Annotated in this window: 16 protein-coding genes; 11 read left to right on the top strand and 5 right to left on the bottom strand. The window is 60.8% G+C overall.

Features of this window, described 5'->3' with window-relative positions; translation table 11 throughout:
- Positions 1 to 55 precede the first annotated feature (55 nt).
- Together AC3RCG_RS04890 and AC3RCG_RS04895 are read right to left on the bottom strand one after the other, a co-directional pair.
- Positions 56 to 1,252, bottom strand: coding sequence for an ABC transporter permease (locus tag AC3RCG_RS04890; RefSeq protein ID WP_070222724.1), 1,197 nt, complete (start codon positions 1,250 to 1,252; stop codon positions 56 to 58).
- Positions 1,253 to 1,255: 3 nt separating this feature from the next.
- On the bottom strand, positions 1,256 to 2,035 hold the full coding sequence (locus tag AC3RCG_RS04895; RefSeq protein WP_492403497.1) for an ABC transporter ATP-binding protein: 780 nt from the start codon (positions 2,033 to 2,035) through the stop codon (positions 1,256 to 1,258).
- Between the two features lie 148 nt (positions 2,036 to 2,183).
- On the opposite strand from AC3RCG_RS04895, the gene AC3RCG_RS04900 reads away from it, so the two are divergent.
- Both AC3RCG_RS04900 and coq7 read left to right on the top strand, forming a co-directional pair.
- Positions 2,184 to 2,615, top strand: a complete 432-nt coding sequence (locus AC3RCG_RS04900) for a hypothetical protein (protein WP_121668442.1) — start codon at positions 2,184 to 2,186, stop codon at positions 2,613 to 2,615.
- An 86-nt stretch (positions 2,616 to 2,701) separates the two neighbouring features.
- Positions 2,702 to 3,346, top strand: a complete 645-nt coding sequence (gene coq7, locus AC3RCG_RS04905; RefSeq protein WP_070222718.1) for a 2-polyprenyl-3-methyl-6-methoxy-1,4-benzoquinone monooxygenase — start codon at positions 2,702 to 2,704, stop codon at positions 3,344 to 3,346.
- Positions 3,347 to 3,436: 90 nt separating this feature from the next.
- On the opposite strand, the gene AC3RCG_RS04910 is transcribed toward coq7, so the two are convergent.
- Complete coding sequence (locus AC3RCG_RS04910; RefSeq protein ID WP_070222716.1) at positions 3,437 to 3,859, bottom strand: OsmC family protein; 423 nt, start codon at positions 3,857 to 3,859, stop codon at positions 3,437 to 3,439.
- A gap of 225 nt (positions 3,860 to 4,084) precedes the next feature.
- Here AC3RCG_RS04910 and rplM point away from each other — a divergent pair, with 225 nt between their 5' ends.
- From rplM to erpA, 5 genes are all read left to right on the top strand, one after another.
- Entirely contained in the window at positions 4,085 to 4,513 is a 429-nt protein-coding gene (rplM, locus tag AC3RCG_RS04915; RefSeq protein ID WP_010393282.1) for a 50S ribosomal protein L13, read from the top strand.
- A 9-nt stretch (positions 4,514 to 4,522) separates the two neighbouring features.
- Entirely contained in the window at positions 4,523 to 4,915 is a 393-nt protein-coding gene (gene rpsI / locus AC3RCG_RS04920) for a 30S ribosomal protein S9 (RefSeq protein WP_010393285.1), read from the top strand.
- 170 nt (positions 4,916 to 5,085) lie between these two features.
- Positions 5,086 to 6,123, top strand: coding sequence for an N-acetyl-gamma-glutamyl-phosphate reductase (gene argC, locus AC3RCG_RS04925; protein WP_070312424.1), 1,038 nt, complete (start codon positions 5,086 to 5,088; stop codon positions 6,121 to 6,123).
- 90 nt (positions 6,124 to 6,213) lie between these two features.
- Entirely contained in the window at positions 6,214 to 6,603 is a 390-nt protein-coding gene (locus tag AC3RCG_RS04930) for a bactofilin family protein (protein ID WP_070290243.1), read from the top strand.
- Positions 6,604 to 6,808: 205 nt separating this feature from the next.
- Positions 6,809 to 7,171 (top strand): iron-sulfur cluster insertion protein ErpA, encoded by a 363-nt coding sequence (gene erpA, locus AC3RCG_RS04935; protein WP_029496047.1) that lies wholly within the window; start codon positions 6,809 to 6,811, stop codon positions 7,169 to 7,171.
- A 169-nt stretch (positions 7,172 to 7,340) separates the two neighbouring features.
- On the opposite strand, the gene AC3RCG_RS04940 is transcribed toward erpA, so the two are convergent.
- The gene (locus tag AC3RCG_RS04940; RefSeq protein ID WP_492403493.1) at positions 7,341 to 8,435 is read right to left on the bottom strand and encodes an anhydro-N-acetylmuramic acid kinase; all 1,095 of its coding nucleotides are present in this window, start codon (positions 8,433 to 8,435) and stop codon (positions 7,341 to 7,343) included.
- A 146-nt stretch (positions 8,436 to 8,581) separates the two neighbouring features.
- Positions 8,582 to 9,949: a M23 family metallopeptidase gene (locus AC3RCG_RS04945; protein WP_070289999.1), complete on the bottom strand. Its 1,368-nt coding sequence runs from the start codon at positions 9,947 to 9,949 to the stop codon at positions 8,582 to 8,584.
- Between the two features lie 154 nt (positions 9,950 to 10,103).
- Here AC3RCG_RS04945 and tyrS point away from each other — a divergent pair, with 154 nt between their 5' ends.
- Genes tyrS through AC3RCG_RS04965 form a run of 4 tightly spaced genes read left to right on the top strand, consistent with a single transcriptional unit; the run spans position 10,104 to position 13,126 of the window.
- A complete protein-coding gene (tyrS, locus tag AC3RCG_RS04950) occupies positions 10,104 to 11,369 on the top strand; it encodes a tyrosine--tRNA ligase (protein ID WP_492403491.1) in 1,266 nt (421 codons plus the stop codon).
- Positions 11,366 to 11,812, top strand: coding sequence for a D-aminoacyl-tRNA deacylase (dtd, locus tag AC3RCG_RS04955; RefSeq protein ID WP_070312422.1), 447 nt, complete (start codon positions 11,366 to 11,368; stop codon positions 11,810 to 11,812). The genes tyrS and dtd overlap by 4 nt, the downstream gene beginning before the upstream one ends.
- A 33-nt stretch (positions 11,813 to 11,845) precedes the next feature.
- Positions 11,846 to 12,478: a YbhB/YbcL family Raf kinase inhibitor-like protein gene (locus tag AC3RCG_RS04960; RefSeq protein WP_492403489.1), complete on the top strand. Its 633-nt coding sequence runs from the start codon at positions 11,846 to 11,848 to the stop codon at positions 12,476 to 12,478.
- A gap of 3 nt (positions 12,479 to 12,481) precedes the next feature.
- Positions 12,482 to 13,126, top strand: coding sequence for a histidine phosphatase family protein (locus AC3RCG_RS04965; protein WP_492403488.1), 645 nt, complete (start codon positions 12,482 to 12,484; stop codon positions 13,124 to 13,126).
- Positions 13,127 to 13,213: the final 87 nt, after the last annotated feature.

Consider the following 13,213-nt stretch of genomic DNA (forward strand, 5'->3'; position numbering starts at 1 on the left):
TGGCGAGGGCGGATGGCGGGCCGGTCCTGGTCTTGTCGGCCGCGCCACGAGAGTGTCAGTTACGGAACAAAACCGATTCCCGGTTAAACCACCAGCGGCACAGCATCAGCAGCGCGCCGGCGATCACCGTCGTCGAGGCCAGGATCACGCCGAACATGCGGTAATCCATGGTGCCTTTCACCAGTTCCTTCATGGCCAGCGACACGTTCGTCAGCGGCACCATGGCCCACATCCAGTTCAGCTCGACGCCGGGCAGCATGGCCGTCACCGTGGGCAGGATGACAAACAGCATTAGCGGCGTGATCATGCCGGCCGCCTCCTTGTAGCTCTTCGCGTAGATCGAGATCGACAGCAGCAGCGAGGCGAAGATGGCGGCCGTCGGCACCAGCATCAGGGTCACCATGGCCAGGTCGGGCAAGCCGATGCTGTGCACGAGGATGGCCATGTGGCCTTCCAGCGAGCTGCCGAAGATGGCCAGCAGGACGCCCATGCTGCCCACCATCAGCACGGCGGAGGTCATGCCCACCGTAAACAGCACGAGGAACTTGGCCAGCACGATGGCGCTGCGCGGCACGGGCGCCAGCAGCAGGGTTTCCAGCGTGCCCCGTTCCTTTTCGCCGGCGCCCAGGTCGATGGCCGGATACATGGCCGCCGTCAGGCACACCATCAGCAGCAGATACGGCACCATGCCGCCGATGATGGCGCCCATCTGTTCGCGCTCGTTGGCCGTCGATTGCTTGTCGAGCACGATGGGATTGAGCGCATAGGCCAGCTGGGCAGGGCTCAGGTTCAGGGCGGACAAGGCTCCTTCGCGCAGGCTGGCGTTGTAGGCGTCGACGATTTCGCGCACGCGCTGGTGCGTCACGTCCACCGAGCTGGCGCTGTTGTAGTGCAGGGTCACCTTGGCTTGCGCCTGCTGCTTCAGCGCTTGTTCAAAATGCGGCGGGATGACGACGGCAAACTTGATGGTATCGTCGCCGATGGCGCGGCGGATGTCCGCCTCGCTGGCCAGCGGTACTTCGCGCAGGTTGTGCTGCTGCGCAAACCGCGCGCTCAGGCCCGGCGAATGGTCCTTGCCGAACAGCGCGTAGCGCAGTTCCGCCGTTTTCGCGTTCTTGAACATATTGCTGGAAACATAAGCGAAGCCGCCAAAGATCAGCGGCATGGCAAAGATGGGGATGAGGATGGTGAAAATCAGCGTCTTGCGGTCGCGCGTGAGTTCCAGCAACTCTTTCAGATAAATGGTCCACATGGCTCAGGCTCCCTGGTTGATGACGCTGACAAAGGCGTCGTACAGATCGGTACTGCCGCCCATGTGGCGCAGTTCGTCGACCGTGCCATGGAAGGCGGTGGTGCCGCGGTTGATGATGCAGACGCGGTCGCACAGCTTTTCCACCTCGTGCAGGTGGTGCGTGGAAAAGATCAGCGGCACGCGCAGCGCCTTGTAGCTGGCGATGAAGTCGAGCAGGATCTTGGCCGACATCACGTCCAGGCCCGTGGTCGGCTCGTCGAGGATGACCACTTGCGGCTCGTGCACGACGGTGCGGGCGATCGCGCACTTCTGTTTCATGCCCGTCGACAATTGATCGGCCCGCTTGCCGCCGTATTCCTCCATGTGCAGCAGGGCAAACAGTTCATCGCAGCGGCGTTTCAGCTTGTCGGCCGGCATGCCATGCAGGCGGCCAAAGTATTCCACGTTTTCGCGCGCCGTCAGGCGGCCGTACAAGCCCGTCGAACCGGACAGGAAACCGATGCTCTGGCGCGCCACCAGCGGCTGGCGCAGCACGTCGACGCCATTGACGAGGGCGCTGCCCGCGTCCGCCTGCAAGGCCGTCGACAGCAGGCGCAGGGTGGTCGTCTTGCCGGCGCCATTCGGACCCAGCAAGCCCAGCACTTCGCCGGGGGCGCAGCTGAAACTGACGTCGCGCACGGCGTGGAACCAGCCCTCATGTTCGCGCGGATCGCTCACGTGCACGCCCTTGCCCTTGTGGGGCGGCATGCGGAAACGTTTTGCCAGGTGCTTGACCTCTATCATGTGCTTCATCCATTCAACGGTGAACAACGAGAGTAGCATGCAAAAAATGTAACTTGCAAGGTGGAAATATCGTTTGGTCTATTGAAAAAAACAGCATCTTCATGCAAGCTGGCCCGGTGGGCGCCGGCGGACGGCGCGGGAGAGCGCAATGCAAACGATCGATCAGGCGATGCAGGACAAGGTATTGGCCGTGGCGCGCGCCGGCATGACCAGTGCCGAAGCCATCGGTTTCTTCCGCGTCAGCCTGGGACTGTACTATCTGGCCGGACTGATGACGGAGGAAACCCTCGATTTCAAGCAGATCGACGCGAAGTACAACCGTTTTATTTACCACTCGCTAGGTGGCGGGCACAGCATCGCCAGCGTGCTGCAATTCATGAGCGGCGAGAAAGTCTTGCGCGTGCTGCAATCGGAGCGTTTTCGCGCCGCGTTTGCCGAATACTGCCCGGACATTCCCGTCGACAGCATTTCTTTTCTGATTTCACTGAACCTGGGCGTGGCGAAAAGCCTGTCCGGGCTCGATGCCGTCGGCCCCGTGGTGGACTGGATCGAGCAGGAAAAAGCGCGCACAGGTCAATAAAGCCCCGTTCGGCCCGCGCGCGGCGTGGGGACGGCTGGCCCTGATCGTCCTATAATTCATGTTTTCCCTTACATGAATAGCCCACGATGACCGCGAACCGCCATTTTGACCCCCTGGATCGTTTGATTGTTGGCGCCGACAAGGCCTTGCGCGTCATCGCGGGCGTGGCTTCGGCCTCGCGCCCCACGCCGGCCGCGCATGCGCCCGATGCGGAGCTGAGCCCGGCCGAGCAGCGTCACAGCGCCGGCTTGATGCGCGTCAACCATGTGGGCGAAGTGTGCGCGCAAGCCTTGTACAACTCGCAGGCGCGCTATGCGCACAGCCCGGCCATCCGCGCCCAGTTCGACGAGGCGGGGCGCGAAGAGGAAGACCACCTGGCCTGGACGGCGCAGCGCCTGACGGAGCTGGGCTCGCGTCTGAGCCTGCTCAATCCCCTGTGGTATGCGGGTTCGTTTGCGCTGGGCACCATCGCCGCGCGCATGGGCGACGGCCGCAGCCTGGGTTTTGTGGTGGAAACGGAACGCCAGGTGGAAGCGCACCTGGCCAGCCACCTGCAGGAATTGCCGCCGCAAGACGCCAAGTCGCGCGCCATCGTCAAGCAGATGGCCATCGACGAGGTGGAACACGGCGCCGCCGCCCAGCGCCTGGGCGCCATCGATACGCCTGCGCCCGTGAAGGCGTTGATGGGCCTGATGGGGAAGGTCATGACCAAGACGGCGTATTACTTGTAGGTCGGATTAGCGCGGCAATGCCGCGCGTAATCCGACACATTGTTGGCGTTACGGGTGTCGTCGGATTACGCGCTCACGCGCTAATCCGACCTACTCCTCGATGATTTCAAAGGAATGCGTAATTTCCGCAGTTTTCGCCAGCATGATCGACGCCGAGCAATATTTGTCATGCGACAATGAAACGGCCCGTTCCACGGCCGTCGGTTTCAGGGCCTTGCCCCGCACGGTGAAGTGGAAGTGGATCTTGGTAAAGACTTTCGGATCGGTGTCGGCGCGCTCGGCCTTCAGGGTCACTTCGCAGCCACTGACGGCTTCGCGGCCCCGTTTCAGGATCAGCACCACGTCATAGGCGGTGCAGCCGCCCGTGCCCAGCAAGACCATTTCCATGGGGCGTGGCGCCAGGTTGTGGCCGCCGCCATCGGGCGCGCCATCCATGGTCACCAGGTGGCCGGAACCGGTTTCTGCCCGAAAACTCATGCCCGACGGGCCATTCCAGCTGACTTTGCATTCCATCGTACTCTCCGAAAATTGTAAGCGTTTTGTATTGTAATAGAGGAATGCCCATCCATGTGCCGGCCGCCAGCCCGCAGCCTGTCTGCATTGCGGCTTGACGCGGCAGGGCAAAGCCGCTTATACTTGTCGGCTTTCCGTTCGCTCAGGAAAAGTAAATAAGGCAGAGTCCGCACAGCAACATCGGCGGAACCACCATTTGAGCGTGTAATCTATTAGGAAGTCAACATGAAAACATTTTCCGCTAAAGGACATGAAGTCCAGCGCGATTGGTTCGTGGTTGACGCGACGGACAAAGTCCTCGGACGTGTTGCCAGCGAAGTGGCACTCCGACTGCGCGGCAAACACAAACCAGAATTTACTCCTCACGTCGATACCGGCGACTTCATCGTCGTCATCAACGCAGGCAAACTGCGTGTGACCGGTACCAAAGCTACTGAGAAAATTTACTACCGTCACTCTGGCTATCCAGGCGGCATCTACGAAACCAACTTCCAGAAAATGCAACAGCGTTTTCCAGGTCGCGCGCTTGAGAAAGCGGTCAAAGGCATGCTGCCTAAAGGCCCACTCGGCTACGCAATGATCAAGAAGCTGAAAGTGTACGCGGAAGGTTCCCATCCGCACGCTGCTCAGCAACCTAAAGCACTTGTTCTCTAAGGAACTGACATGATCGGTAATTACAATTATGGAACCGGCCGTCGCAAAAGTGCAGTGGCTCGGGTTTTTATCAAAGTTGGCACAGGCTTGATCGTTGTTAACGGCAAACCAGCAAACGAATACTTTTCGCGCGAAACGGGTCTGATGGTCATCCGTCAACCACTGGAACTGACCGGCAATGTCGAGCGTTTCGACATCAAAGTCAACGTCCATGGCGGCGGTGAGTCGGGCCAGGCTGGTGCAGTTCGTCACGGCATCACCCGCGCTCTGATCGACTACGATGCAGCGCTGAAACCGGAACTGGCGAAAGCCGGCTTCGTGACCCGCGATGCACGTGAAGTCGAGCGTAAAAAAGTTGGTCTGCGCAAAGCACGTCGCGCAAAGCAATTCTCGAAGCGTTAATTTCTACGCTACAGCACCTTGCGGGGTGCTGGTCGAAAAGCCGCTGGACTTCGGTCCCGCGGCTTTTTTGCATTTCAGCGTGACTCTGCGTTGCGCTGTAAAATACGCGGAAAACCCGCAGGGGGAGCGTTTCCCTTCATCTTTATGCAATCTATACACAAGGAAAGAACATGATCAAAGTTGGCATCGTCGGCGGCACTGGATACACGGGCGTGGAGTTGCTGCGCTTGCTCGCTACCCATCCAGATGTCGAGTTGACGGCGATTACCTCGCGCAAGGAAGATGGCTTGCCCGTTGCCGACATGTATCCTTCCCTGCGTGGCCACGTCAAGCTGGCGTTTTCCTCGCCGGACAAGGCGAACCTGGAGCAGTGTGACGTGGTCTTCTTTGCGACCCCGCATGGTGTTGCGATGGCGCAAGCACCAGCCCTGCTGGCCGCCGGCGTGAAAGTCATCGACCTGGCCGCTGACTTCCGCCTGAAAGACCAGGCCAAGTTCGAGCAGTGGTACAAGATTCCCCACACGGCCCCCGAGCTGATAGCCGAGGCCGTGTATGGCTTGCCGGAGCTGAACCGCGAAGACATCAAGCAGGCAAAGCTGATCGCCAACCCCGGTTGCTACCCGACCACCATGCAGCTGGGCTTTTACCCGCTGCTCAAGGCGGGCCTCGTCAATGCGGGCGGCTTGATCGCCGACTGCAAGTCGGGCGTGTCCGGCGCCGGCCGCAAGGCGGAAATCGGCATCCTGTTCTCGGAAAGCAGCGACAGCTTCAAGGCCTATGGCGTGGCCGGCCACCGCCACCTGCCGGAAACGACGGCGCAACTGCAGCGTTTCACGGATGAGAAAGTGGCGCTGACCTTCACGCCGCATCTGGTGCCGATGATCCGCGGCATGCATTCGACCCTGTACGCGCAGCTGAACAAGGATGTCAGCAATGAAGAATTGCAAGCCTTGTTCGAAACGCAATACAAGGACGAGCCTTTCGTCGACGTGATGCCATTCGGCTCGCACCCGGAAACCCGTTCCACGCGCGGCTCGAACATGCTGCGCCTGGCCTTGCACCGCCCTGAAGGCGGCAATACCGTCATCGTGCTGGTAGTGCAGGATAACCTGGTCAAGGGCGCTTCGGGCCAGGCCGTGCAGTGCATGAACTTGATGTTTGGCTTGAAAGAAACGGCAGGTTTGCAACATATCGCCTTGCTGCCGTAAAAATAGGCAGCCGTGCTTGCGCGGGTCCGGCGCCTTTTTGCCGGACCTGTGCTAAATTGGACTGCCACGTATACCAACAGGATGACGTTCATGTTCGAGCGCAACGCGAAAAACCCCATCGACACCCTGATTGGCGCTTCCACGCGGATCGAAGGCGACTTGCTGTTTTGCGGCGGCTTGCGCATCGATGGCCATGTGCGCGGCAACGTCACGGGCGAGGCGGGCGAGCCCACGCATATAGTGCTGGGCGAGGCAGGGCGCATCGATGGCGAGGTGCGCTGCTCGAGCCTGGTTGTCAGCGGCGAGATCAATGGCCCTGTGTATGTGTCCGAAATGCTTGAAATCCAGCCAAAAGCCCGCATTGTAGGAGAGGTCTATTACAAGGTGCTGGAAATGCACAGCGGCGCATTGGTGCAGGGCAAGCTCAGCCGCCACGACAGCGCCGACCCCGTGCTGCACCTGGCCGTGTCGGAAATGTGAGCAGGAACAACACTATTTTGCAGGCCGCCAGGCAAAACCGTCGCGAGCGGCAGTGATTTGTGGCTGAGAAGCGCAACTGTACTAGAGTACAGTGAGCATCGCAGGCCGCAAAGCGCGACGCGCAGCAGGTTTTGACGGTGGGCCGCAGCGCGACTTGCGCCAACAGTCTATAATGACTTAATGTTTTCTAGTAGGAGTGCCTGATATGAATGCCGTCGCTGAAATGCAAGATGTGATCCCTTCCCCTATTATCTTTACCGATAGCGCCGCTGAAAAAGTCGCGCAGCTGATCGAAGAAGAAGGCAATCCCGACCTGAAATTGCGCGTCTTCGTGCAGGGCGGCGGCTGTTCCGGCTTCCAGTATGGCTTCACCTTTGACGAAATCGTCAACGAAGATGACACCACCATGGTCAAGAACGGCGTCCAGCTGTTGATCGACTCCATGAGCTACCAGTACCTGGTCGGCGCGGAAATCGACTACAAGGATGACCTGGAAGGCGCGCAGTTCGTGATCAAGAATCCGACGGCTACCTCCACCTGCGGTTGCGGTTCGTCGTTCTCGGTATAAGCTGGCACACCTGAGAAAACGTCCATGGCGGCGTTGCATTGCCTCGCCGTACTCTTCGTACTGTCTTTGGCAATGCGCCTTGCCCTGAACGTTTTTCAGGCGCGCCAGTTTACAGGCGCAATATAAAAATAGCGGATCATCGATCCGCTATTTGTGTTTCTGCGCCCGCTTAGCGCGGGTAGAGCGCGCCCAGCACCCGCAAGCCTTGCGCACCCGTCACGGCCGGCAAGTTGCCCGGCTTGCGCTGAGTAAAGCGCCAGGCCAGCCAGGCAAACGCCAGTGCCTCGACCTGGCTGGGCGCCACGCCCAAGGCCTCCGTCGACTCCACCGCCATGCCCGGCAATTCCCGGGCCAGCGCTGCCATCAGCGCGGCGTTCTGCGCGCCGCCGCCGCACACATACACGGTTTCCGCCTGCGCTCCGTCGCGCGCGATGGCCTGCGCCAGGCTGACGGCCGTCAGCTGCGTCAAGGTCGCCTGCACGTCGGCGGCTTGGGCGCCACGGTGATTCGCCAGCTTGCCTTGCAGCCAGTCGGCGTGGAACAGGTCGCGGCCCGTGCTTTTCGGCGCCGGCAAGTCAAAATAGGGATCGTCGAGCAAATCCGCCAGCAGGGCGGGGATGACTTGGCCCGTGGCGGCCCAGGCGCCGTTGGCATCATACGGCTGGCCCAGATGCCGCAAGGCCCAGCCATCCATCAGCGCATTGCCGGGACCCGTGTCGTAGCCCGTTACCGCGCCGTCCGCGTGCAGCACGCTGATATTGCTGATGCCGCCGATATTGGCCAGCACGCGCGTGTGGCCGGGCAAGTTGAAAATGGCCTGGTGAAAAGCGGGCACCAGCGGCGCGCCCTGGCCGCCGGCCGCCACGTCGCGGCTGCGCAAGTCGGCGATGACGTCGATGCCCGTCAGTTCCGCCAGCAGGGCCGGGTTGTTCAACTGGCGCGTAAAGCCCAGCTCGGGGCGGTGGCGGATGGTCTGGCCATGCGCGCCGATGGCGGCGATGGCGTCCGGGCCGATGCCCGCGTCGCTCAACAGCAGGGCGACGCAGTCGGCGTAATGGCGCACGAGCTGAGTGGCCGCCAGCGCTTCGCGTTCGATTTCATTCTGGCCGGCACTTTGCAAGGCCATCAGGTCGGCGCGCAGGCTGGCCGGAAAGGGAATGTAGGCGTCGCCCAGGCTGCGCGTGCCGCCATCGTCGGAAAAGTCGACCAGCGCGCCGTCGACGCCATCGAGGCTGGTGCCAGACATCAGACCGATATACAGCATGGGGTTGTCCTTGAATGCATAAGTGATGGGGTGCATTGTGCCGCATTTGTGCCGTGCGTAACAGCACGCGGGAAAAAACAAAGGCACCGGCCATCTGCATGGGCGGTGCCTTTATGGGTTGCCCGAAGGCAGTGTTGCAATGTCGTTTAACGCGACGCCAGTGCCGTGTCGTTCGGACGCAGCAGGGTGAAGCGGTGCATCATGTCGGCGGAGACCATGCGGAAGCGGCTCAGCTCGGCGGCCGTCAATGGCGCCTGGGCTTGTACGTTCAGCTTGCTTGGATCTTGTGCCACGCCGCCGACGCGGAATTCATAGTGCAAATGGGCGCCCGTGGACCAGCCGGTGGTGCCGACGTAGCCGATCACATCGCCCTGGCTGACTTTTTGACCTTTTTTCAGGCCCGAAGCGAAGCGGCTCATGTGGGCGTAGGCGGTGCTGTAGTTGGCCCAGTGTTTCAGAACAACAACATTACCGTAGCCGTTCTGGCTGCCGACGGAATCGACCACGCCGTCACCGGAAGCGCGGATAGGCGTGCCCGTTGCTGCGGCGAAATCGATGCCCTTGTGCGCTTTCCAGTTGCCGGAAATCGGGTGCACGCGCATGGAGAAGCCGGACGAGATGCGGGAAAATTCGAGGGGGGATTTCAGGAAGGCTTTTTTGAGGGACTTGCCGTCGAAACTGTAGTAACCGCCGCCTTGCTTGCTGGCTGGGTCTTCGAACCAAACGGACTGGTAAGTCGTGCCGCGGTTGGTGAATTCACCGGCCAGGATGCGGCCCGCTCGGACAAATTCGCCATCTTGCCAGAATGTTTCGTAGACCACATTAAACGAGTCGCCGCGTTTCAGGTCGGAGCGGAAGTCGATATTGGTCGAGAACATTTCCACGATTTGCGCGGAAATCGAGTCTGGCAGGCGGGTACCGTCCAGGCTGGAGTCGGTGGCGGCAAACAGGGTGGAAGTGATCTTGCGCGCGTGCATTTCAACGCGGCGTTCCAGCTGGGCTGCCACTTCCGTGGCCACGAACTTGTCGCCCTTGCGGGTGATCAGGATGTTCTTGACCGATTTGTCGGTGCCGTCGACGAGGGTGGCGCGCATCCAGTTGAGGTCGCCGTTTTCGGTCGTTTGCGCTTGCACGCGCTTGCCCGATTTCAGCAACATCACGCCGCGCGCGATCTTGTCGGTTTTGATGAAATTGGCGGCCGCCGGATCATCCACGCCGAGACGGGTCAGCAGGGTGGCGAGGGTATCGCCAGCGCGGACTTTTTCTTCGTGGGTGAAATTCTGGTCTACCTGTTCCATCGCGGAAATTTGCGAGGCGAGATCAGGCATTTCCAGGTTCTGGGCGATGGACGTGACCGGCAAGTCCGATGCGTCGGGCGCCATGGGCGACACAGCGACCGCGCCGAAGGCGGCCACGGCGAGCAGGACCGCGGATGCGCCAATAATGCGCGCCTTGCGTGTCGTCGTCAGCTGTGTGTACAAGCGTGAGCCTGTGATTTTATGTATAGGGTTCATGCAATCAGTTAAAATTTGCCCTTGAACGTGACCTGAACTAGTGCTCTTTGTTATTGTTATTTTGGTTCGTTTTCATACGGCAAGATTGATGGGATCGAGCATTATAGCAAACTCCGCAAACCTACCACCATTTTGAGATTTATAGTCAAATTTTATGGAAATCAACACCACCGCATCGCCTACAAAGGCTAACGCCGCTCAGACCGCGCTCCCACTGTCGGACAGAGTACAAGAAGCCCTCGCGATTACCAAGCGTGGCGTCGACGAACTCTTGATCGAAAGCGAATTTGCGCAAAAATTAGCGCGCTCCGAGAAAACTGGTGTTCCACTGCGCATCAAACTGGGCCTGGACCCGACTGCACCCGACTTGCATCTGGGCCACACTGTCGTGCTGAACAAGATGCGCCAGCTGCAAAACCTCGGCCATCAAGTCATTTTCCTCATCGGCGATTTTACTTCCATGATCGGCGACCCTTCGGGCCGCAACGTCACGCGCCCGCCGCTGACCAAGGAACAGATCGAGATTAACGCGATGACGTATTTCGCGCAAGCATCTTTAGTGTTGGATGCCAGCAAGACGGAAATCCGCTATAACTCCGAGTGGTGCGATCCGCTGGGCGCGCGCGGCATCATCCAGCTCGCTTCCCACTACACGGTGGCGCGCATGATCGAGCGCGACGACTTCACCAAGCGCTTCCAGGGCGGCATTCCGATTTCCGTGCATGAATTCCTGTACCCGCTGATGCAAGGCTACGACTCGGTGGCCCTGAAATCGGACCTGGAACTGGGCGGCACGGACCAGAAGTTCAACCTGCTGGTGGGCCGCGAACTGCAAAAGCAGTACGGACAGGAGCAGCAGTGTATTTTGACCATGCCGCTGCTGGAAGGTTTGGATGGCGTGGAAAAAATGTCCAAGTCGAAGAATAACTACATCGGCATCACGGAACCGGGCAACACCATGTTCGCCAAGCTGATGAGTATTTCCGACGTCATGATGTGGCGCTACTACGAGCTGCTGTCGTGGCGCTCGATCGCCGAACTGGCCCAGCTGAAGCGCGAAGTCGAGGAAGGGCGCAATCCGCGCGACGCCAAGGTTGCGCTGGCGCAAGAAATCGTCGCCCGTTTCCACTCGCAGCAGGCGGCCGAAGATGCGCTGGCCGACTTCGTCAACCGCTCGAAGGGCGGCATTCCCGACGATATCCCGGCATTAACCCTGGCCGGCGCCCCGCTGGGCATCCCGCAATTGCTGAAACAGGCGGGCCTGTGCCCGTCGACATCGGAAGCCATGCGCAAGATCGACCAGGGCGGCGTGCGTATCGACGGCACCGTCATCAGCGACAAGGGCCTGCAAGTGGCGGCCGGCGAATTCGTGTTGCAAGTTGGCAAGCGCAGTTTCGCGCGCGTCACCTTGACGGCATGATCGCGCTGCTGCAGAGAGTCACGCAGGCGAAAGTCGACGTCGGCGGCGCCACCGTCGGCGCCATCGACGCCGGCCTGATGGTGCTCGTGTGCGCGGAGCGGGGCGATACGGAAAAGGAAGCGGACGCCCTGCTGACCAAACTGCTCGGCTATCGCGTGTTTGCCGACGAAGCGGGCAAGATGAACCGCAGCGTGACGGACGTGGCCGGCGGCTTGCTGCTGGTGCCGCAGTTCACCCTGGCGGCCGATACCAAGTCCGGCACGCGCCCGTCGTTTACGCCGGCGGCCGCGCCGCCGGACGGCTTGCGCCTGTTCACGCATTTCGTGGATCAGGCGCGCAGCCGCCATGCGACCGTGCAAACGGGGCAGTTCGGTGCCGACATGCAGGTGTCGCTCACCAATGACGGCCCTGTCACATTCTGGCTGCAGGTGAACGCTAAATAAGCGTCAAACAATAACTATAAAGAGGAGCAAGCGATGAAATTGTGGAGCGAGACGTTTCGTGATGGCGGCCTGATGCCGGCCGACTATGCCTTTGCCGAGATTGATCCGGCCAGCCGCGTGCGCCTCGCCGGCAACCGCAATCCCCATCTGGCCTGGGACGAGGTGCCCAACGGCACCGAGTCGCTGGCCCTGTTCTGCATCGATCCCGATGCGCCGCAAGACGCCCGCCTGGCCAACCGTGACGACCAGTCCCTGCCGCTGACGGCGCTGCGCGGCGACTTTTATCACTGGAGTTTGCTCGACTTGCCGCCCGCCATGCGTTCTATTGCCGCCGGCGAATTTTCCAGCGGCATCACGCCGCGCGGCAAGGCTGCAGGTACTGGACTGCGCCAGGGTATCAACGACTACACGGGCTGGTTTGCCGGCGATGCCGCCATGGCCGGCGATTATTACGGCTATGATGGCCCGTGCCCGCCGTGGAATGACGAGCGCATCCACCACTATATTTTCCGCCTGTATGCGCTCGACGTGCCGCGCCTGGAGCTGCCCGAGCGTTTTACGGGGCAGCAAGCCCATGCCGCGCTCTACGGCCACATCCTCGACGAAGTCCAGCTCGTCGTCGCCTACTCGCTCAACCCCGAGTTGGCACTTACCCTGAAGAAATAACGCATGAGCACCACGATTTTATTGATACGCCATGGCGAAACGGCCTGGAATGCGGGCCGCCGCCTGCAGGGCCATATCGACATCGCCCTGAACGAGGCGGGCCTGGCGCAAGCGGCCGCGCTGGGGCAGGCGCTGGCCGACGAAGCACTGGCCGCCATCATCGCCAGCGATCTGCAGCGCGCGCAGCAGACGGCGCAAGCCGTTGCTCAGTTGAAAGATTTACCCGTGCAGACCGACCCCTTGCTGCGCGAGCGCTGCTATGGCGCCTTCGAAGGCTTGCTGTATGTGGACATCGCCGCGCGCTATCCGCACGAGTATGCGCAATGGCAATCGCGCCAGATCGATGCCGTGATGCCGTCGGGCGAGCGCGACGCGGAGAGCTTCCGCCAGTTTTACGCACGCGCGAATGGCGCCATCGCCCGCTGGGCCGAACGCTATGACGGCCAGACGATCGCCATCGTGGCGCACGGCGGCGTGCTCGAGTGCGCTTACCGCGAGGCGGTCGGCATGACGCTCGACAGTCCGCGCGACTTCCAGGTCAAAAATGCCAGCGTCAACCGCTTCTCGTATGCGGACGGCAAGCTGCATTTAGTGCACTGGGGAAATATCGAGCACCTGAGCGCGCCCGCGATGGACGAGCTGGGGTAAGAGTGCCCTAAGCGGCGCCATCCTCACTCTGACGCACTGATCCAAAAAAATAGTGCTTATTAAATAGGCAGGGAATCGGTTAAAATA

Source organism: Janthinobacterium sp. GW823-FHT01H08, assembly GCF_058797855.1.

What these genes read in the sequence shown, in the direction of transcription:
- erpA (WP_029496047.1), top strand. Translation starts at nt 6,809, where the DNA reads ATGAATGCCGTCGCTGAAATGCAAGATGTGATCCCTTCCCCTATTATC.
- AC3RCG_RS04890 (WP_070222724.1), bottom strand. Translation starts at nt 1,252, where the DNA reads ATGTGGACCATTTATCTGAAAGAGTTGCTGGAACTCACGCGCGACCGC.
- tyrS (WP_492403491.1), top strand. Translation starts at nt 10,104, where the DNA reads ATGGAAATCAACACCACCGCATCGCCTACAAAGGCTAACGCCGCTCAG.
- AC3RCG_RS04910 (WP_070222716.1), bottom strand. Translation starts at nt 3,859, where the DNA reads ATGGAATGCAAAGTCAGCTGGAATGGCCCGTCGGGCATGAGTTTTCGG.
- AC3RCG_RS04900 (WP_121668442.1), top strand. Translation starts at nt 2,184, where the DNA reads ATGCAAACGATCGATCAGGCGATGCAGGACAAGGTATTGGCCGTGGCG.
- argC (WP_070312424.1), top strand. Translation starts at nt 5,086, where the DNA reads ATGATCAAAGTTGGCATCGTCGGCGGCACTGGATACACGGGCGTGGAG.
- AC3RCG_RS04895 (WP_492403497.1), bottom strand. Translation starts at nt 2,035, where the DNA reads ATGATAGAGGTCAAGCACCTGGCAAAACGTTTCCGCATGCCGCCCCAC.
- dtd (WP_070312422.1), top strand. Translation starts at nt 11,366, where the DNA reads ATGATCGCGCTGCTGCAGAGAGTCACGCAGGCGAAAGTCGACGTCGGC.
- AC3RCG_RS04945 (WP_070289999.1), bottom strand. Translation starts at nt 9,949, where the DNA reads ATGAACCCTATACATAAAATCACAGGCTCACGCTTGTACACACAGCTG.
- AC3RCG_RS04930 (WP_070290243.1), top strand. Translation starts at nt 6,214, where the DNA reads ATGTTCGAGCGCAACGCGAAAAACCCCATCGACACCCTGATTGGCGCT.
- AC3RCG_RS04965 (WP_492403488.1), top strand. Translation starts at nt 12,482, where the DNA reads ATGAGCACCACGATTTTATTGATACGCCATGGCGAAACGGCCTGGAAT.
- coq7 (WP_070222718.1), top strand. Translation starts at nt 2,702, where the DNA reads ATGACCGCGAACCGCCATTTTGACCCCCTGGATCGTTTGATTGTTGGC.
- AC3RCG_RS04940 (WP_492403493.1), bottom strand. Translation starts at nt 8,435, where the DNA reads ATGCTGTATATCGGTCTGATGTCTGGCACCAGCCTCGATGGCGTCGAC.
- AC3RCG_RS04960 (WP_492403489.1), top strand. Translation starts at nt 11,846, where the DNA reads ATGAAATTGTGGAGCGAGACGTTTCGTGATGGCGGCCTGATGCCGGCC.
- rpsI (WP_010393285.1), top strand. Translation starts at nt 4,523, where the DNA reads ATGATCGGTAATTACAATTATGGAACCGGCCGTCGCAAAAGTGCAGTG.
- rplM (WP_010393282.1), top strand. Translation starts at nt 4,085, where the DNA reads ATGAAAACATTTTCCGCTAAAGGACATGAAGTCCAGCGCGATTGGTTC.